The organism is Microcoleus sp. A6-C6, from assembly GCF_036705955.1.
In the GTDB taxonomy this organism is placed as follows: Bacteria; Cyanobacteriota; Cyanobacteriia; order Cyanobacteriales; family Microcoleaceae; genus Microcoleus.
Map to the genome: position 1 here is coordinate 1 of NZ_JAUBVR010000009.1, position 18,488 is coordinate 18,488.

General features: G+C 45.3%; 15 protein-coding genes. 9 read left to right on the top strand and 6 right to left on the bottom strand.

The window, feature by feature from the left end; translation table 11 throughout:
* Window position 1 precedes the first annotated feature (1 nt).
* Entirely contained in the window at window positions 2–5,251 is a 5,250-nt protein-coding gene (locus QUB52_RS05865) for a PAS domain S-box protein (protein WP_332976128.1), read from the top strand.
* 119 nt (window positions 5,252–5,370) lie between these two features.
* Here the strand turns inward: QUB52_RS05865 and QUB52_RS05870 are convergent, their stop codons facing one another.
* Window positions 5,371–5,544 (bottom strand): hypothetical protein, encoded by a 174-nt coding sequence (locus tag QUB52_RS05870; RefSeq protein ID WP_332973661.1) that lies wholly within the window; start codon window positions 5,542–5,544, stop codon window positions 5,371–5,373.
* A 168-nt stretch (window positions 5,545–5,712) separates the two neighbouring features.
* Between QUB52_RS05870 and QUB52_RS05875 the strand changes: the two genes are divergently transcribed.
* Complete coding sequence (locus QUB52_RS05875; RefSeq protein ID WP_332973660.1) at window positions 5,713–7,134, top strand: lipid-A-disaccharide synthase-related protein; 1,422 nt, start codon at window positions 5,713–5,715, stop codon at window positions 7,132–7,134.
* Between the two features lie 384 nt (window positions 7,135–7,518).
* On the opposite strand, the gene QUB52_RS05880 is transcribed toward QUB52_RS05875, so the two are convergent.
* Entirely contained in the window at window positions 7,519–8,268 is a 750-nt protein-coding gene (locus QUB52_RS05880) for a 2-phosphosulfolactate phosphatase family protein (RefSeq protein WP_332969065.1), read from the bottom strand.
* Window positions 8,269–8,532: 264 nt separating this feature from the next.
* On the opposite strand from QUB52_RS05880, the gene QUB52_RS05885 reads away from it, so the two are divergent.
* Window positions 8,533–9,426 carry an EI24 domain-containing protein gene (locus QUB52_RS05885; RefSeq protein WP_332973659.1) on the top strand — a complete coding sequence of 298 codons (894 nt, stop codon included), beginning with the start codon at window positions 8,533–8,535 and terminating at the stop codon, window positions 9,424–9,426.
* Between the two features lie 48 nt (window positions 9,427–9,474).
* Here QUB52_RS05885 and QUB52_RS05890 read toward each other — a convergent pair whose 3' ends face one another.
* Entirely contained in the window at window positions 9,475–9,705 is a 231-nt protein-coding gene (locus QUB52_RS05890) for a hypothetical protein (protein ID WP_265238294.1), read from the bottom strand.
* Window positions 9,706–10,011: 306 nt separating this feature from the next.
* Here QUB52_RS05890 and QUB52_RS05895 point away from each other — a divergent pair, with 306 nt between their 5' ends.
* From QUB52_RS05895 to QUB52_RS05905, 3 genes are all read left to right on the top strand, one after another.
* Window positions 10,012–11,517, top strand: a complete 1,506-nt coding sequence (locus QUB52_RS05895; protein WP_332973658.1) for an MBOAT family O-acyltransferase — start codon at window positions 10,012–10,014, stop codon at window positions 11,515–11,517.
* A gap of 10 nt (window positions 11,518–11,527) precedes the next feature.
* Entirely contained in the window at window positions 11,528–12,436 is a 909-nt protein-coding gene (locus QUB52_RS05900) for a hypothetical protein (protein WP_265238298.1), read from the top strand.
* A gap of 125 nt (window positions 12,437–12,561) precedes the next feature.
* Window positions 12,562–13,479, top strand: coding sequence for a serine/threonine protein kinase (locus QUB52_RS05905; protein ID WP_332973657.1), 918 nt, complete (start codon window positions 12,562–12,564; stop codon window positions 13,477–13,479).
* A gap of 45 nt (window positions 13,480–13,524) precedes the next feature.
* Here the strand turns inward: QUB52_RS05905 and QUB52_RS05910 are convergent, their stop codons facing one another.
* The 3 genes from QUB52_RS05910 to QUB52_RS05920 form a co-directional block, all read right to left on the bottom strand.
* Window positions 13,525–14,151 carry a J domain-containing protein gene (locus QUB52_RS05910; RefSeq protein ID WP_332973656.1) on the bottom strand — a complete coding sequence of 209 codons (627 nt, stop codon included), beginning with the start codon at window positions 14,149–14,151 and terminating at the stop codon, window positions 13,525–13,527.
* Between the two features lie 248 nt (window positions 14,152–14,399).
* The gene (locus QUB52_RS05915) at window positions 14,400–14,993 is read right to left on the bottom strand and encodes an ATP-dependent Clp protease proteolytic subunit (protein WP_194065252.1); all 594 of its coding nucleotides are present in this window, start codon (window positions 14,991–14,993) and stop codon (window positions 14,400–14,402) included.
* Window positions 14,994–15,231: 238 nt separating this feature from the next.
* Window positions 15,232–15,891: an ATP-dependent Clp protease proteolytic subunit gene (locus QUB52_RS05920; protein ID WP_265238303.1), complete on the bottom strand. Its 660-nt coding sequence runs from the start codon at window positions 15,889–15,891 to the stop codon at window positions 15,232–15,234.
* A gap of 72 nt (window positions 15,892–15,963) precedes the next feature.
* Between QUB52_RS05920 and QUB52_RS05925 the strand changes: the two genes are divergently transcribed.
* The 3 genes from QUB52_RS05925 (at window position 15,964) to QUB52_RS05935 (ending at window position 18,391) form a co-directional block, all read left to right on the top strand.
* The gene (locus tag QUB52_RS05925; protein WP_332969046.1) at window positions 15,964–17,199 is read left to right on the top strand and encodes a vWA domain-containing protein; all 1,236 of its coding nucleotides are present in this window, start codon (window positions 15,964–15,966) and stop codon (window positions 17,197–17,199) included.
* A 141-nt stretch (window positions 17,200–17,340) separates the two neighbouring features.
* The gene (locus QUB52_RS05930; protein WP_332973655.1) at window positions 17,341–17,907 is read left to right on the top strand and encodes a Uma2 family endonuclease; all 567 of its coding nucleotides are present in this window, start codon (window positions 17,341–17,343) and stop codon (window positions 17,905–17,907) included.
* Between the two features lie 7 nt (window positions 17,908–17,914).
* Window positions 17,915–18,391 (top strand): tetratricopeptide repeat protein, encoded by a 477-nt coding sequence (locus QUB52_RS05935; protein ID WP_332973654.1) that lies wholly within the window; start codon window positions 17,915–17,917, stop codon window positions 18,389–18,391.
* Window positions 18,392–18,488 lie beyond the last annotated feature (97 nt).

Here is an 18,488-nt window from a genome sequence, read left to right on the forward strand (position 1 = left end):
TCTGGCTTTTCGCTCATCTGACTACATTACCATATTTTTCGGCTCTCAATCAACTATTTTTTACCTGAATCCTTACGCTGTGCCTCCTACCTGCTTGAAAGTTTTGTTAGTAGAAGATAACCCTCAAGAAGCTGAGCTTATTGAAGATTTGCTGTCAGGAATTGGCGGGCGGCAGCGTATATTGCTGACGAAAGTAGAGCGCCTCAGTGAAGCGCAGCAGCGATTGAATCAAGAAACTTTTGACATAATTTTATTAGACCTTTCACTGCCAGATAGTCTGGGCATCGAGACGGTGGCTCGCGTACAAGAGTACGGGGTAAATGTGCCGATCGTAGTTTTGACCGCCCAAAACGACGAAGAGCTTGCCCTGCGGTTGATTTCGGTGGGCGTACAGGACTATTTAGTCAAAAGAAAAATCGATGGCGAACTGTTAATTCGATCGCTCCGTTACGCCATAGAACGCCAGAACAGCCAAGATGCTTTGCGAAAAAGCGAAGAAAAATATCGCTCGGTGGTGGAAAATTCCCTGATCGGAATTGCCATAATTACGCCAACTATTGAACCCCCAATTCCTGAAAATTGCAAGTGGATAGAAACTAACGATGCGTTGTGCAATTTGCTTGGCTACGAGCGCGACGAACTCGTACAAAAGAATTGGCTGGAGTTGACTCATCCAGAGGATTTTGATGCCAATTTTGAAAAATTGTCTCAGATGTTAGCAGGTACGCTCGATGCCTACATCTTAGATAAAAGGTGGCTTAGAAAAGACGGCGAAATAGTTTACACACGAGTTTCGCTGCGCTGTATCCGCCGCCAAGATGGGTCGATTGACCGAATAATTGAAGTAGTGTTAGATGTGAGCGATCGCTACCGCTACGAAGCCAAACTGAAAGCGTCAGAAGAATTTTTAAACCACACCATAAATGCTACGCCCGACCCAATTTTTGTCAAAGACGAGCAGCATCGCTGGATGATATTAAATGATGCTTTTTGTCAGTTGCTCGGCAAATCGCGGCAAGAACTGATCGGCAAATCAGATTATGACTTTTTTCCAAAATCTGAAGCTGATGTTTTTTGGGCAAAAGATGAAGAAGTCTTGACAACGGGTATCTGTTTGGAAATCGAAGAAAAATTCACAGACGCCGCAGGGAAAGAACGTATCATCTCTACCAAAAAAAGCGTCTTTAAAATAGCAGACGGCAGTAAAGTAATAGTTGGCACAATTAGAGATTTTACCGAATACAGACGCCAGCAGAAAGCCCTGGAACAAAGCGAAGCTAGATTTCAAAAAATGGTAGCTAATTTACCGGGGGCAATTTATCAATTCCGAATATCAGCAACTGGAAAAAAGTCTTTTCCTTACGTCTCTTCAGGCAGTCGCCAACTGTACGAATTAGAGGCAGAAGCAATAGAGCAAAATGCGGAACTAATTTTCAGCACAATTCACGCAGACGATCGCTTAGATTTGGAAGCATCGATCGCAATTTCAGCGGCTACTCTGGAACCTTGGCAGCAGCAGTGGCGACATATTATGCGATCGGGAAAAGTTAAGTGGCTACAAGGAGCGGCAAGACCGGAAAGGCTCAATAATGAGACAAACTCTGGGAGCGAAAGCGATATTCTCTGGGACGGTTTAGTGATGGATATCACTGAATTAAAGCAGGCCCAAACAGAGCGCGATCGCTTTTTCACCATTTCTTTAGACTTGCTTTGCATTGTCGGTTTCGACGGCAATTTTAAACGTTTAAATCCTGCTTGGTCAACGGCCCTGGGCTACAGTAGTGCCGAACTGCTCGCCAAGCCAGCAATCGAATGTATTCATCCAGATGATCGAGAAGCCACTCTAGTCGAAGCGGAAAAACTAATAACTGGTGCGCCCAGTATTTACTTTGAAAACCGCTGTCTCTGCAAAAATGGTTCTTACAAATGGTTGCTGTGGACGGCCTCGCCCTTTAGCGAAGAAGGTTTAATTTATGCGGTTGGCCGCGATATTACTTCTCGCAAACAAGCTGAGTCGAAACTTCAGCGGCAAGCAGTAGCAATGGCCTCTGCCCATGACGGAATCGCCATTTTTAACGAGCGTAAAGAATGTATTTATTCAAATGATGCTTATCTCAGAATGTACGGCTGGGCTGACCATAGCGAACTGCAAGGAAAAAAATGGCAAATGCTCTATAGCCCCGCAGAAATTCAATATCTTGAACGAGAAGTAATGCCACTTGTCCAGGAAAAAGGTTATTGCAGTATAGAAGGAACTGGCCAGCGCCGCGACGGTAGTCAGTTCCCTCAAGAATTATCGCTAACTATGCTTGCAGGCGGCGAGATGATTTCGATCGTTCGCGATATCACTCAAAGAAAACAAGCAGAATCAGCACTGCAATTGAGTCAGCGCCGCTATCAAACTTTGGCAGAAGCATCGCCAGTTTGTATATTTCACAGCGATGCGTTTGGCAATTGCTTTTATGTGAATCAGCGGTGGAGCGAAATCACGGGATTAAATGCAGAATTAGCAGCAGAAACTGGCTGGATGTATGGCATTCATCCCGATGATGCGGAGCGGGTAAAACATGAATGGTATCGGGCAATTATTGAAAAAATTCCTTTTAAATCAGAATACCGCTTTCAGCGTCCAGATGGTCGTGTAATTTGGGCGATCGGTCAGGCGATCGCCGAAATCGGAGACCAGCAGGAAGTTAAAGGCTATATTGGCAGTATTACTGATATTAGCGATCGCAAAAAAGCCGAATTAGACCTACTGCGGGTGACTCAAGCGGTGGAAAGTACGAGTGATGCGATCGGCATTGCTGACTTGACAGGGCGATCGATCTACCACAATCAGGCGTTTATTCAGCGGTACGGCTACACAGCAGAAGAACTAAACACAGCAGGCGGAGCAACGGCAATTTACCCCCAAACTCCAGTGCTGGTAGAAATGTTTAAAACGATCCGTAAAGGCAAATCTTGGCAAGGCGAACTCAAAATCCAAACTAAAAGCAACGAACTGGTAACAACTTTATTTCGCGCCGACTGTATTAAAGATGAAACTGGCAATTTAATCGGGTTAGTGGGAGTAATTACCGACATCACCGATCGCAAACAAGCCGAGATGGCGCTGCTACACCAACTAAGGCGAGAACGGCTGGTAGTTGCCATGCTCGATCGCATTCGCTCCTCCCTCAATTTAGAAGAAGTCCTCACCGCTGCTGTCGAACAAGTGCGGCAATTTTTGCAAACAGACCGCACAGTCATTTACCGCTTCAATCCCGACTGGAGCGGCATTGTAGTTGTGGAATCCGTAGCACAAGATAGAATTTCGCTGCGAGACTTTGACAATCTTGACTACTGTTTTAAAGAGAGATTTGTTGAGATTTACCAGCAAGGCTATATTCGAGCTATGGAAGATATTTATCTGGAAAATTTGACTGAATGCCACATTAAAATGCTGGAAGGATTTGAAGTAAAAGCTAACTTAATAGTGCCGATTTTAAAAGCACGAGAAACTATTTCCCAGACCCAACCGACCGCAGAAAATCAGCTCTGGGGACTGCTGATCGCCCAGGATTGCAGAGGCCCCCGTCCCTGGGATTCCTCAGAAATAGAATCCCTCCGGCAATTGTGCGTGCAATTGGCGATCGCGATCCAGCAATCGACGCTATTTGAACAAGCACAAACCGAAATTGCCGATCGCAAACAAGCAGAATCCGCCCTCCAACAAGCCGTATTAGCAGCAGAAACCGCCAACCGTGCCAAAAGTGAATTTCTCGCCAACATGAGCCACGAACTGCGCACGCCTTTAAACGGCGTTTTAGGCTACGCTCAAATCCTCAAAACCGACAAAGACTTAAGCTCAGATCAGCAAGAAAGTCTCACCAACATTCAACAGTGCGGCGAACACTTGCTGATGTTAATCGACGATATTTTAGACCTTTCCAAAATCGAAGCTAGAAAAATGGAACTCTACCCAGAAGAGTTAAATTTTCTAAATTTCACAAAAAATATTGCCGACCTGTTTCAGATGCGGGCTGCTCAAAAAGGAATTCGTTTCAATTACGAACAAGTATCTCCCTTGCCTAGCTGCGTCCATGTCGATCCAAAAAGATTGCGCCAAGTTCTGATAAATTTACTCAGTAATGCTGTTAAGTTTACTAACAGCGGCGGAGTAACTTTCAAAGTCGGGTATGTCGGCACAGAGGCCTGGAGTCTAAGCCAAGGAGAAAAATATCAATTGTCGCTTTTGAGTTCGGAACTGAAAGAAAACTATCTGCGATTCTTTCACAATGCGAACGCAGCGAAACACGCTTTAAAAATCCGTTTTCAAGTCGAGGATACTGGGACGGGAATAGATGAAAATAAGTTAGAAGAAATATTTTTGCCTTTCCACCAAGCAGCAGGCAATACATTTATTGAAGGTACGGGTCTCGGACTCTCGATTAGCCAGAAATTAGCGAAACTAATGGGCAGCCAAATTTGCGTCAATAGCACTTTCGGCAAAGGCAGCACTTTCTGGCTTGATTTAGAATTGCCCGCAGCCAAACTGGACTTAAAAGTTTCTCCTTTGCGGATAAAACGCTGGCTTATCGGTTTTGTTGGCAAAAAGCGGAAAGTGCTAATCGTGGACGACGATCAACTAAATCGTGATTTGTTATGCAGGATGCTACAACGTTTGGGATTTGAAATTGCCGAGGCTAAAAATGGTGAAGAATGCCTCTGGAAAGCAGTTATGTTTCAACCAGATGTGATTTTAATGGACTTGCGGATGCCTGTAATGGATGGCTTAGAAACTGCCAGGAGACTGCGGAAGTTGCCGGAATTTAAAAATGTGGTGTTAATCGCTCTGTCAGCTAGCGTTTTCGAGGCTACGCAACAAGAGAGCATCCTTGCAGGGTGCGATGATTTTCTTCCGAAGCCGATCGAAGTCAATCAGTTTTTGGAACAGTTGCGAGTGCATTTGAAACTAGAATGGATTTACGAGGAATCTTCGGCAAGCAAAAAGCGGACAACTCCCAGTTTGCCACCAGTATCTAATTTTCCTGCTTATGCTTCTCTGTTACCTGCTGCTTCTGAGTCGGTAGCAAAACTTTTGAAACTCGCAGCTATGGGCGACATTGAAGAAATTTTTGAGGAGAGCGCTAAGCTGGAAAGTTTGGAGCAAAAATTAGTGCCGTTTGCGACGAAGCTGCGCCAACTTGCTAAGGGATTTCAGCTTAAACAAATTCGGCAGATTTTACAGCAGTATATTGAGGGGAAGTAATTGGAAATTGGGAATTGGGAATTGGGAATTGGGAATTGGGAATTGGGAATTGGGAATTGGGAATTGATCCGGGAGCAGAGCGGGCGGTTTAAACCCCACTTATACAATGTTAATTGTATCTAAAAACCAAATAAATCTCCTACTGTCAGCCACAATGCAACGGTTGTTAAATGCCAGATATCTTTGGCGACAGCAGAGATTTTGAGCGGCGCCGGATGTGGCTCGATGTTACCATAAAGAATTGGTTTAAAGCCGGAACTCTGATCGGGAGAAATTAAAATTCGACGATTCATTACTCCAATCTTTTTCCTTCCAGGTAGAGGTAGATGTTAACTGTCAACTGTCAACTGTCAATTGAATGAAGGTGTTTTGTACTATTTCAAACTTGAAATTTCTGGTAAACTAAACTGTAAAGTTGCCTTTCATGCTAGACTGAAGTCAAAGGGTTTTCAGGCTATTTTTTGACAATAGAGTTTTTGAGAGAGTTGGGATTGAAATTACTTTGCCTCAGTAACGGCCACGGAGAAGATGCGATCGCCCTTCGCATCTTGCGGGAACTGCAACAGCACCCGCACCCGCCAGAATTAGCCGTGTTTCCGCTAGTGGGCGAAGGGCAAGCTTTCGCTCAACTAGAAAACGCCCCCATCATCGGCCCGGTGCAGCGGATGCCTTCGGGTGGCTTTATTTACATGGACGGAAGGGAATTTTTGCGCGATGTCAAAGGCGGCCTACTTCAGTTGACCCTAGCTCAGTTTAAAGCGATCCGGGCTTGGGTGCGATCGGCACAACAGTCACAATCTGGGAATCAAGACGCGGTTATCTTAGCCTGCGGGGATATTGTACCACTGCTGTTTGCTTGGCTCAGCGGCGCGCCCTATGCCTTTGTCGGTACCGCCAAGTCCGACTATTATTTGCGGGACGAGAACGGGCCTCTGGCTCGCAAATCCCGTTTTTTTGCTTGGATTTCGTCGCCGCGATCGGTTTATTTCTCTTGGGAGCGCTGGTTGATGACGAGAAAGCTCTGTAGAGCCGTTTTTGTCAGGGACGCCCTCACCGCCGAGACTTTAGAAAAGCTGGGAATTCCCGTCTACAATCTCGGAAATCCGATGATGGACGGACTCGAACCGGAAAACCCAGCCAGTTTTTACGGCCCTGATGCAGAGTTTCGGGAAAGATCGCGAGCGATCGTCATCACCTTACTGCCCGGTTCTAGAGCGCCGGAAGCCTATGCGAATTGGCTGCTAATAGTAGAGGCTGTAGCCGGAATTTTGTCGCTATTTGCCGATCGCAAATTGTTATTTTTCGGAGCCATTTCTCCAGAATTAAACTTAGAAGCTTTGCGACCTAGTTTAGAATTTTTCGGCTGGCGCCAAGAGGGCGAAACTAGAACGCAGCGGCGAGAAGGAAGTATTTTGCGACCTCCTGTTTCTAGCGCTCAAGAAATTCATAAAGAATCTCCTAATTTGCTCTTGCCATTGACATTTGTGCAGAGAAATGCCACGATGATCTTGACTCAGCAAAGTTTTAACGATTGTTTGTCCGAAGCCGATTTAGCAATCGCAATGGCCGGAACCGCTACAGAACAATTTGTAGGTTTAGGAAAACCTGCGATCGCCATTCCCGGAAACGGCCCGCAATTTACTTCCGCTTTTGCAGAAGCTCAAAGTCGCCTCTTAGGCCCATCATTAATTTTAGTCAAACATCCCGTCGAAGTTGCCGGCGCAGTGCAGTCTTTATTCCGCGATCCCGACAGGTTGCAGCTAATCGCTGAAAATGGCTGGCGCCGCATGGGAGAAAGCGGCGCATCAGCCCGAATTGCCGAGTGTTTAATTCAACGGTTCGGTGGTGAATCCAACAATTCTCAATGGCCTAAAATACATTAAGGACACAACAATGTTGTGTCCCTACCGAATATCTTTAGGCGTTGCTGATTTACGGTATGAAAGGCTAAATATGCAATTCATAAAAACCAGCGTCTACAAAGTTTCTGGATTTTAAAATTATTTATTTCATACCCTGATTAAGCAACGCCTATCTTTAATTCTACTTTCTTTAAAAAAAATATTGCTCGCTAACTACTAACTCTCGTAGGGTGCGCAATGCGCACATTCCTAATTCTCGTAGGGTGCGCAATGCGCACATTCCTAATTCTCGTAATGAACCGGTGCGCAATGCGCACCATACAAACTCAATCGGTACGCATTGCTACAAACTCGCCAAAAAAATTAATTCGCCGTTTTTTCCGAATATGGAACCCAGAAATCAGCCTAAGAAATTTTAAAATCCGACTTCACCAAAACACCCGGTTCTCGCTGCATAGGGAGCACATCTAAAGTATCCAATTGCGCGCAATATTTTAAATCTTCAATCACACCCAAACCGAGGAGGCGCTGGCCGTGACTGGCTTTTTCCAACAATTCATGCAGCCGATCTTGCCAATGCAGATAAAGAGCGATCGCCCCAAACACTTCATCGTTACCAGCAAAATCGATCGCCGGAATACCACTTTCTGCCAAGAGACTTTGGGCGATCGCACCAGCACACACCGTATCCTCCAACGAATAACTCCCTTCCCAACCAGAACCCACAATCCAAATACTTTCCGGCTTTTTACTTAACAGAAACTGCACCACAGATTTGCGGTTAATCAAAGCCGCCGTCAACACAGTTGCAGCAGCTTGCACTCGTTGCAAAGCCCGAGTACCGTTAGTTGTGCTGATAAAAATTCGCTTCCCACTCACCTTTTCTCGCGGGCAGTCCAGCGGAGAATTCCCCATGTCAAAACCGTCAACTGTTCCTCCGCCGCGCTCTCCCGCCCGAATCCGCTTGTCTGCAGGCCATTTTTCACTCTCTGCCATCAGCTTATCTAAGTCGCTGAAAACTTGGACAGCTTCCGCCCCATTATTCAGGGCCGTTGCCATTGTCGTAGTCGCCCGCAGTACATCAACTGCGATCGCGCAAGCCGGCATTTTGTCCGCTGGCGTAAGTTCCGGGGTATGGTAAATAAAAAGCTTCACTTTTGGGGCTACCTGCAATAAATCCTCATACGCAATAATAATAGAAAATGACACTCTCACGCCTAATCTCTCAACCACCAAGACGGTAAGGATGTTCTTAATTCCTGAAATCCTTGATTTTATTGCTTCTGAATTCTATCGGGACAACAACTAAATCCCTCTTCCTTCTTCCCTCTTCCTTCTTCCTGATGACTACTGACTACTGACTACTGACTACTGACTAATGACTACTGACTACTGACTTCTTTCTTCTTCCTTCTGCATATGTCAAAACAGCTCAATTCAAATCCCGCCCCCGCAGCCCTTAGCACACCAATTGGACTCCTCGCAGGTTTCACCTATCCTTTGCGAGCTTTCACGCTGATTTGGCAAACTCCCAAGCTGTGGACTTATGTATTAGTTCCCGTCGTGCTAAATTTTCTAATTGGTATCGGTCTTTATTTAAGCTTGCTATTTCCCAGTTTGGCAGGCATAGACGTTTTAGTTGCCGATTTATCTGTCCAATTTAATACTTTAATTGCGAGTTTGCCAGCTTGGCTGAGCTTTCTCGGCGTGTTAACAGTTGCTTTCGGCTGGCTGCTGCGCGTACTCCTAGTGTCAGGACTTTTGGTAATAATCGGGTTTTTATTAGTACAGTTCGGCGTGATTTTAGGTTCGCCCTGGTATGGCCAACTTTCCGAACAATTGGAACTGCTGCGGAACGGTCAATTGCCCGCAGAAGCACCGATGAATTTGGCGAATATTTTTCGGGATATTCAATTGGCGATCGGCTTTGAACTGCGAAAACTACAAATTTTGTTGAGCATCGGCATACCCCTGCTGCTGCTGAATTTTATCCCTGGCTTCGGCTCTATTCTTAGCACTTTGGGCGGCGTTGCTTTAGGCGCGATTATTGTCGGTTTGGACTTTTTAAATGCACCTTTGGAGCGGCGGAAGCTGCCTTTTCAGAAGAAGTTTGAGCTAATTCGGGCGAGTTTGCCGGCCAGCGGGAGTTTTGGCTTAGTTTGTTTGGGTTTGGTGAGTATTCCGCTGTTGAATCTGTTGGCGATTCCGCTGTGCGTGACGGCGGGGACTTTGTTTTTTTGCGATCGCATTTGGCCCGCCCATTTTGCCCCAGAAGAAACCAACCGCGCCCCAGAAACTAACATTACAACTTAAAAACTAGGGAGATGCTTCTAGTTTCCGCCGAATGCTTTCTCCCTTCGGCTAACTCTGGGACTTAAAACTCAGAAACGGGCTTAAAAACAACCAACTAACGAAAAAGAATGAAGCTGTAAATAGCTGGACAATATCGATCGCCGACAAATATCCGTCAGACAATAGTGCAATGCTTCTATCTGTCAGCCCGAATATCCAAGAGAGAATCCCAAACAGCCAAATGCCTTTTTGGAGCATTGACAAAAATGCTGAAACTTCGGAGTTTTGCTGATTATTCATTGATTTAGCCCTTGTTTGCGAAGAATCTGATTAACCGCGCACCCCAAGGGCTTAAGGATTTTTGGTGTCTCCTCGGATTCCCTTTGTTCTCTATATGTTAAGAAATGTTTCCCAATATTGCAACTTGCCCTGGAGGTATTTGCGCATCTATCTCAAGAGGTAGTCACAACGTCAAAAATCAGTAAACTTTGCTACACTTTGTCAGGAAGGGCGATCGATCTCCCACCATGAGTCCGCTCTTGCCATTAGTCGCAGGCGCTTGGTATAGTTAGTCACAGGCTGGGTAAAAAAGCGAAATCAAAAACTATGTTATTTAACAGTATTGAATTTGTAATATTTTTTGCGATTGTTTTCGCCATATATTATTTCCCTCCCTTGCAAAAACTGCAAGTTCCCATCCTCATAATTGCCAGCTTTATATTTTACAGTTGGAGCGCGCCCGCATTGCTGTTAATCCTGCTGCTATCAATTATTATCAACGCTACAGTCAGCTTTCAAGTTGCCCGAATTCCTGACAAAAAACAGCGATTTATTTGGGCATTATCGGGAGTATTTCTCAATGTATTAATTTTGAGTTTGTTTAAATACGCTGGTTTGCTGACTACCTTTGTGGCGGATGTTTTTAATATTGCCAGAACCGAAGGCAGTATTGCTTATTTGTTTTTAAAATTGCCTCTGCCGATCGGCATTTCTTTCTACACATTTGAAGGCATTAGTTTAATAGTTGACGTACTGACTCAAAAAGACAAAAACGAAACAGAATCACACGCTTATGTCTCTCCCAACTTCAGCCAACACCTGCTCAACACTTCATTTTTCATTAGCTTTTTCCCGAATTTACTGTCAGGCCCAATTTTAAAATCCAAGACATTTTATCCCCAACTTGGCGTTAAATATTTTAAAGACATTCCTGCAAATTTCATTTTTCGATCGCTCACAGTCGGCTACTTCCTAAAAATGGTCATCGCCGACAACCTAAAAGACTACACCTTCTGGATCAGCTTTCCCTACTACCAAGGATTTGGAACTATTACCAACTTGACGCTGCTGTTCGGCTACTCAATCCAAATATTCGCCGATTTTGCCGGTTATTCCTTAATTGCGATCGGTTTTGCTGCTGCTTTGGGTTACAAAATTCCCGACAACTTCGACTTTCCCTACATCTCCCGTTCCCTCTCCGAATTCTGGAGAAGGTGGCACATTTCTCTCTCAACTTGGCTGAGAGATTATCTATACTTTCCCCTCGGCGGAAACCGCAAAGGAAAAATCCGAACTTATGTTAACTTAATGACAGTAATGACTTTAGGAGGATTATGGCATGGGGCTGCTTGGAGTTATGCAGTTTGGGGAATTTATCACGGATTTGGTTTAGCCGTGGAACGCTTTTTTGGGTTCGATAAATCCAAAAACCAATCGCCAGAACCAAATCAAACAGAAACCAAACCAATCTGGCAGCAATTATTATTTGACAGCCTTAGCGTTGTAGGAATTTTCTCTTTTGTTTCCTTCGGATGGCTGCTTTTCAAACTGCCGCGATTTGAAGAAGCGGTTGACTTCGCAGTTACTTTATTTCGCAACTATAAAGTTAAACCCGGTTGGACTCACATTATTCCGACGCTAATTTTTTCCATACCCGTAGTAATTTATCATATTCCTCATTTTCCCACTTGGCAAAATCTGATGAAACAAGATTCAATGAAAAAAGGTCAAAAAGTCTGGAGTCTTTATCAAGATTTAGCTTTAGGAATTATGCTAGCAATGATCTTCCTCAACAGCGGCAGCTCGAAACAATTTATTTATTTCCAATTCTAGAAGGTGTTCTATGTTTGTCAAACCCCAGTTGCGTTCTATTTTGCGCCCGGTACTAATTTTTCTGTTTCTAATGAGTTTTTATCAAGTGCTTGTCAGCGGCGGAGTTGTGCCAGCTTCTGAGGGAGTTAGCCTGATTCAAAATAATATTGTCAAAGCTCAAAGGTATGTATATCAGGATGATTCGGATCTAAAAATGGTAATAGTGGGTAGTTCCTTAGCTGCCAACCTTAATGTTAAAGACATTGGAGAGGGTGTAAAGAGCATAGCTTTGGGGGGAGGAGCGAGCCAAACAGGTTTAGAAATAGTTAAAAGAAGTAAAAGTAAGCCTCCGATAGTTTTGGTAGAAATTAACGATACTATTATCCGCAAAATAGATGCCGACTTAGTTGATTCTTTGTATCACCCTATTTTTTATTGGCTGCGCCAGTATCTGCCGATGATGAGAGAGGAATACCGTCCGATTAGCGTTTTTGTTGATTCTTTTAAAAGTCGCTCGAAGCAGAATCTAAAACTGATGAAGCGAGAAGCACTAGATAGCTTAGAAGGTCGCAATCTTACTCCCGAATTATCGCAAAAAGCTATCCAAACGACTGTTGATATTCAAAGCAAACCTTTGTCAAACCAAGATGCAAAAAATATGAAACAAGAAGCTGATTTGATGAAAAATCAAATCGCTGAAATCACAAAGGATAGCGGGGCAAAAGTAGTTTTATTTGACATACCGCTTGAGTCGCGAGTTAATGCTACACTCAGAATAAAACAAGTCCGAGAATTGGCGAAAAAGCTGTTTCCGCCCGATCGCTTTGAGTGGCTACCACCCCCGCCCCCGCGAGAATGGCGTACCAATGACGGCATCCACTTGATCCGCAGCGATGCTAGAGATTTTGCCGAGTTTTTGAGGGATAAATTGCTGGGCTAGTAGGGGTGGTGTCAAGAGTGGCGGCCCAGATTTCGGGTTTCTGAGATGTACTGGATCAACCCGTAATCTGCTTTAATAATTGAATCAATCCGTTAAATTCGTCAGTCCAGGACGCATCAAGACAGATGAGTTACTGCATAAATCCTCAATGCGAACAACGCGAAAACCTTGCTGCTGCTCAAAATTGTCAGGCTTGCGGCACGGCTTTGTTAATTGCCGATCGCTATCGTATCCTTAAACCAGTGCGATCGCCCAACCCCGCACACCCCACAGACATCTTTGAAGTCGAAGATTTCGGAACAGGGGACAACGAATGGGGAACTGTCAAAGTTTTAAAACTCTTGAAACACAGCCACAATCCCGATTTACTTCGTTTGTTCAAGCAAGAAGCGCGAGTGTTAATTTGGCTAGCGGGAAAGGCGAAAGTTCCCCAAGTCGAACCAGATGGTTATTTCTCAATTAAACTCCCCCATAACTCCCAGAAATTGTCTTGTTTGGTGATGGAAAAAATTAGCGGCGAAAACTTGGCAGAATTCTTAACGAAAAACCAGTACGTTTGTCAAACACTAGCTGTTGATTGGCTGCAACAAATGCTCAATATTTTGCCGGCAATTCACAAATATCATTTAGTACATCGGGATATTAAGCCATCCAACCTGATGCTTGCAGCCGATGGAACATTGCGATTAATTGACTTCGGCTGCGCCGTAGAAGCAGACACGGATACCACACCGATAGGTTCTGCTGGATACTCCGCGCCGGAACAAATTGTAGGAAAACCAGAAGTGCGATCGGACTTTTTTGCCCTGGGGCGTACTTTTGTACATTTATTGACAGGCATATCGCCGATCGACTTTCCTGTAAATCTCACAACTGGTAAGATTAACTGGAGGAACCAGGCTTTAGATGTTGACCAGTCATTGGTAGAGTCGATCGACCAATTGATGGAACCCCTACCCGAAAACCGACCGAAAAACACCCAAGTCATTTTAGAAAAACTCAAAAATATAGACCTTTTGATTACCTCCACAGAATCGAACTAATAATTTCCAATCCTCTATGCCCAATGCCCAATGCCCAATGCCCAATCAATAAATCTCTTCCAACCTGCGAAAATCCCGCTCAACTTCCGCCCACAAAGCCCGATTGTGAGGGTCAGTTTTTACAGCTTTTTTCAAATAAATTCTCGCCTTATCAACCTGCTTTTCGCTAATTAAATGCCGTCCCCAGCGCTGATAGGCGATCGCCTGCCACTGACGCACCTCCAAATCTTCGGGCACCCGCTGGGCCAAACCCTCAATTAGAGCGATCGCCCGTGGAAACCTTTGATATTTCAACAACTGTTGCAGTTCAAAATAAGCATCTTGCTTTAACTTTTTTTCCGCCCCCGACAGATCCTGGCTATCTGGATTCGGTTGCTGTTTCCGAGTCACCTTAACAGCCTGTGGTTGAGCTTTCACCGCCTCCACTGGCGCTGTCGCAGTCGGCGGCACAGTTGAATTGGCAACTTTCGACTCCGCAACATCGGCGGGCGCAATATTCACCAGGAACTTATAAGCCTCAGTAATAGCAATAAACTTATTCTTAGCCTGTTCGTTTCCCGGATTCACATCGGGGTGATACTGTCTGGCTAACTTTCGATAAGAAGCCTTAACTTGCGATAAACTCGCACCAGACCTGAGTCCTAACTGTCGGTAATAATCTGCAATATCCATTTAGCATGAATGAGCGTGGATAATACCATTAAATATGGCAGAATCCTTAAATGTAAAGATTCTGCCAAAATTTACTGTGAACTAGGTCGTAGTGCGAGGTTTCCCCGCACTACTTCCCTATAAAAATCACTTACCTGCATCACAGGGGATTTAAGCCCCCACGTTGTAGGTGGATTGTTTTTAGGCTGGGGCTTAAATCCCCTGCCTAAAAACTTCACTGTCAACTGTCAACTGTCAACTGTCAACTGTTAAGGACGATCTTCGACTACTTTGTCGATCAAGCCGTATTCTTTGGCTTCCTCGGCGGACATGAAATAGTCGCGATCCATGTCTTTCTCGATTTTCTCGATCGGCTGTCCGGTATTTTTAGCATAGATACCGTTGAGTTGGTGGCGCAACCGCAGAATCTCCTTCGCCTCAATCTGAATATCCGTTGCTTGTCCCCGCGTACCCCCAGAAGGTTGGTGAATCATAATCCGCGAGTGAGGCAAAGCCAACCGTTTCCCCTTCGTACCGGCAGCCAGCAGGAAAGAACCCATCGAAGCAGCCAAGCCCACACAAATCGTCACCACGTCCGATTTAATGTGCTGCATGGTATCAAAAATAGCCATGCCTGCCGACACCATCCCACCTGGGGAATTGATGTACAAAATGATATCCTTACCCGAATCTTCCGAATCCAGATACAGCATCACGGCGATGATTTGATTGGCAATTTCATCGTCAATGTCCTTACCCAAGAAAATAATCCGTTCCCGGTAAAGGCGATCGTAGATATTAATCCACTGAGTATCATAACCCCCCGGCATTTTGTAGGGAACTTTTGGCACACCTATAGGCATAATTCGGAACTCCTTTTAGTTGGTAATTGGTAATTGGTAATTGGTAATTGGGCATTGGGCATTGGTAATTGGGAATCGGTAATTGTTAGGAATCGGTAATTGGGAATTGTTAGTCATAAAAAGACTATTGAATAACTAATCAGGGTAGAAACTACTAGCCATTAACCCTTAATTATTACTCATGCCCGATGCCCGATGCCCGATGCCCCATTCCCCATTCCCCATGCCCTATTCCCAGTTAGATGACTCCAGCAGCCAGCGGTTTCGCCAATTCTTCCGAACTTTCAAGAACGCGATCGATCAAACCGTATTCTTTAGCTTCCTGGGGTGTCATGTACAGCAACCGATCCATATCTTTAGTAATTTTTTCGATCGGTTGGCCAGTACAACTTGCAAAAATCTCAAGCATCGTCGCCTTATTTGCCAGCACTTCCTTCGCCCGAATTTGAATGTCGCTGGCTTGACCCCGCGTGTAAGCCTTGGGTTGGTGCAACACGATCGAAGCGTGGGGTAAACTCGCCCGAAAGCCCTTTGTACCCGCCGCTAGCAGCATCGCAGCCATGCCCATTGCCGAACCGAGGCAAATAGTGTGCACGGGCGGCTTAATGTACCGAATCGTGTCGCAAATAGCGAAGGCTTCCGTTTCAAAGCCAACGGGTTCGCCACTATAACCAGAAGTGCCTGTCGAGTTGATATAGATTTTGATGGGCTTATCCGGGTCTTCGTACTGCAAGAACAACAGTTCAGCGATAATCAGTTCTGTTACCGCAGGTACCAGAGGCATACCCAGATAAACGATCCGCTCCTTCAGCAACAGGGATGGCAAATCGGGAGGCGGCGTCCGAGAGTTGCCTTCCCCGTAGTATTGCGATTGCACAGCTTTTATTGGTGTGTTCATAAACCGAAATGTTGCCTGAACTGATGGAGCTATTCTTATAAGAAATAGTAACGCAATCTTTAGGTATCCCGCATGAAAGTTAGTTTGCTCCCGGTGTTAAACGACCCCAACCTTGATGCTACTGCGCCCTCAACCCAGCGCCAGCTAGCCATTTCGGTGTCTGCGACGGCAAGCGCGATCGACTCCAGCGTACCCTTAAACCTGTGCCTGATTCTCGACCACAGCGGCTCGATGGGCGGACGGCCCTTGGAAACTGTCAAACAAGCCGCCGGACGGTTGCTGGACAGGTTGAAGCCTGGGGATCGCTTTTGCGCGGTGGCTTTCGATCACAAAGCCAAAGTCCTCGTCCCCAATCAAGTTGTGGGAGATCCCGCCAGCATTAAACGCCAAATTGAGCAATTGCGCCCCGCCGGCGGTACAGCAATTGATGAGGGCATTAAGTTAGGTATTGAAGAGTTGGGGAAAGGCAAAAAAGAAGCTATATCTCAGGCGTTTCTGCTGACTGACGGCGAAAACGAACACGGCGACGACAGCCGCTGTTTGAAGTTGGCGAAACTAGCCGCCGAGTATAACATGACTTTGAATTCTCTGGGATTTGGCGATAACTGGAACCAGGATATTTTAGAAAAGATTGCTGATGCGGGCGGCGGTGCTCTGGCTCACATTCAGCGTCCCGAAGATGCGGTTGATGAGTTTGGCAAGCTGTTTACTCGCATCCAAGGTGTAGGTTTGACTAATGCTTATTTGCTATTTTCGCTAATGCCAAAAGTGCGGTTAGCCGAACTTAAACCGATCGCGCAAGTTGCCCCAGATACGATCGAATTACCGGTACAGCAAGAGGGCGATCGTTTTATGGTGCGCCTGGGAGATTTAATGAAGGATGTAGAGCGAGTAGTTTTGGCTAATATTTATATTGGACAGTTACCGGAAGGTACGCAGGCGATCGGGCAATTGCAAATTCGCTATGACGATCCGAGTGTCGGTGAAGGTTTGCTTTCCGATCCTGTGGCACTTTCTGCTAATGTCCTGAAAGTTTATCAGCCGGCACTTAACCCGATGGTGCAGCAGCACATTTTAGCTTTGGCTAAGTACCGTCAAACTCAACTCGCAGAAACTAGGTTACAACAGGGCGATCGCGCTGGTGCGGCCACGATGCTACAAACAGCAGCTAAAACTGCTCTGCAAATGGGCGATAAAAGTGCCGCAACTGTGCTACAAACCTCTGCTACTCGTTTGCAGTCTGGTGAAGAATTGAGTGAGGCCGATCGCAAGAAAACTCGGATTGCTTCTAAAACTATTCTTAAGTAGTGTAATGTGCGGTTAATTGCGATCGGCAGCATTGTTCGTAGTAAAGACTTTAATCCTAATTGACTAAAAGTCACAGAGAGGACTGAAGTCCTTACTACGAACCGGTTTATAATGTGTGTATCACCTATCAAGAGCCCTTGTATGAGCCAGACAATATCTGATAAAGTACGCTGGACTACCGCCGATTTGGAACTATTGCCCGATAACGGCGATCGTTACGAACTTATTGATGGAGAGTTATTTGTGACTAGATCACCGCATTGGGGTCATCAACAGACTTGTGGCAGATTTTTCTCTGTGCTTGATACTTGGTCGATGTCTTCTGGTTTAGGACGAGCTGCAATCAATCCAGGGCTGATTTTCACAGATGCCGATAACGTCATTCCTGATGTAGTTTGGGCCAGCAATGAACGCTTGGCCCTCTTGCTAGACGAAGCCGGCCATTTAACCGCCGCCCCTGAGTTAGTTGTTGAAGTATTATCTGCTGGTACAGACAATGAAAGACGGGATAGAGATTTGAAACTCAGACTCTATTCAGTGCGGGGAGTACAGGAATACTGGATCGTGAATTGGCGGTTGCAGCAAATTGAGGTTTATCGCAGGGAACAAGCAAGTTTAAGGCTAGTTGCTACACTGTTGATAAACGATCAACTTACTTCGCCTTTGTTACCTGGTTTTAGTTGCTCTGTCGCTCAGATTTTTGCTTAGATTATTTATGAAACTCTTTTACAGGGCGATCGCCCTTTGGGGATTTGTGACAATTTTGGGCGGCATATCCCCTGCCATTTCTACAAAACCCTCACCAATACTAATCGTTCAAAATTCGGCTGAAGACTTATTTAACAGCGGTTTAGCCAAATCAGAGGCTGGAGACATCCCAGGGGCGATCGCAGATTATACCGCAGCCATTCGCCTCAACCCCAACTACGCCCAAGCCTACAACAAACGTGGCATCATTCACGGCCGCAACCTCAAAGACTATCCAGCAGCCAAAGCCGACTTCGATCGCGCAATTGAAATTGACCAGAACTACGGCGACGCTTACTACAACCGCGCCAAAGTCCGCTATTTATTAAAAGACAAACCGGGCGCAATTGCCGACTATCAAAAAGCCGCAGAAATCTATCAAAAAGATGGCAAAACAGAAGATTGTCAAGATGCCATGAAACACCTCCAAAGCCTGGGGCAATAAATAGCTTTGTGAAAACATGGTATAAAATAAATACCCAAAAAAATATCAGCGTTCATCAGCATTCATCAGCGGTTGAACACTCCAAATTAACTATTCA

Coding starts and splice junctions, on each gene's coding strand:
- QUB52_RS05870 (WP_332973661.1), bottom strand. CDS start 5,544: ATGAATCGTCGAATTTTAATTTCTCCCGATCAGAGTTCCGGCTTTAAA.
- QUB52_RS05885 (WP_332973659.1), top strand. CDS start 8,533: ATGTCAAAACAGCTCAATTCAAATCCCGCCCCCGCAGCCCTTAGCACA.
- QUB52_RS05890 (WP_265238294.1), bottom strand. CDS start 9,705: ATGAATAATCAGCAAAACTCCGAAGTTTCAGCATTTTTGTCAATGCTC.
- QUB52_RS05895 (WP_332973658.1), top strand. CDS start 10,012: ATGTTATTTAACAGTATTGAATTTGTAATATTTTTTGCGATTGTTTTC.
- QUB52_RS05900 (WP_265238298.1), top strand. CDS start 11,528: ATGTTTGTCAAACCCCAGTTGCGTTCTATTTTGCGCCCGGTACTAATT.
- QUB52_RS05905 (WP_332973657.1), top strand. CDS start 12,562: ATGAGTTACTGCATAAATCCTCAATGCGAACAACGCGAAAACCTTGCT.
- QUB52_RS05910 (WP_332973656.1), bottom strand. CDS start 14,151: ATGGATATTGCAGATTATTACCGACAGTTAGGACTCAGGTCTGGTGCG.
- QUB52_RS05915 (WP_194065252.1), bottom strand. CDS start 14,993: ATGCCTATAGGTGTGCCAAAAGTTCCCTACAAAATGCCGGGGGGTTAT.
- QUB52_RS05920 (WP_265238303.1), bottom strand. CDS start 15,891: ATGAACACACCAATAAAAGCTGTGCAATCGCAATACTACGGGGAAGGC.
- QUB52_RS05925 (WP_332969046.1), top strand. CDS start 15,964: ATGAAAGTTAGTTTGCTCCCGGTGTTAAACGACCCCAACCTTGATGCT.
- QUB52_RS05930 (WP_332973655.1), top strand. CDS start 17,341: ATGAGCCAGACAATATCTGATAAAGTACGCTGGACTACCGCCGATTTG.
- QUB52_RS05935 (WP_332973654.1), top strand. CDS start 17,915: ATGAAACTCTTTTACAGGGCGATCGCCCTTTGGGGATTTGTGACAATT.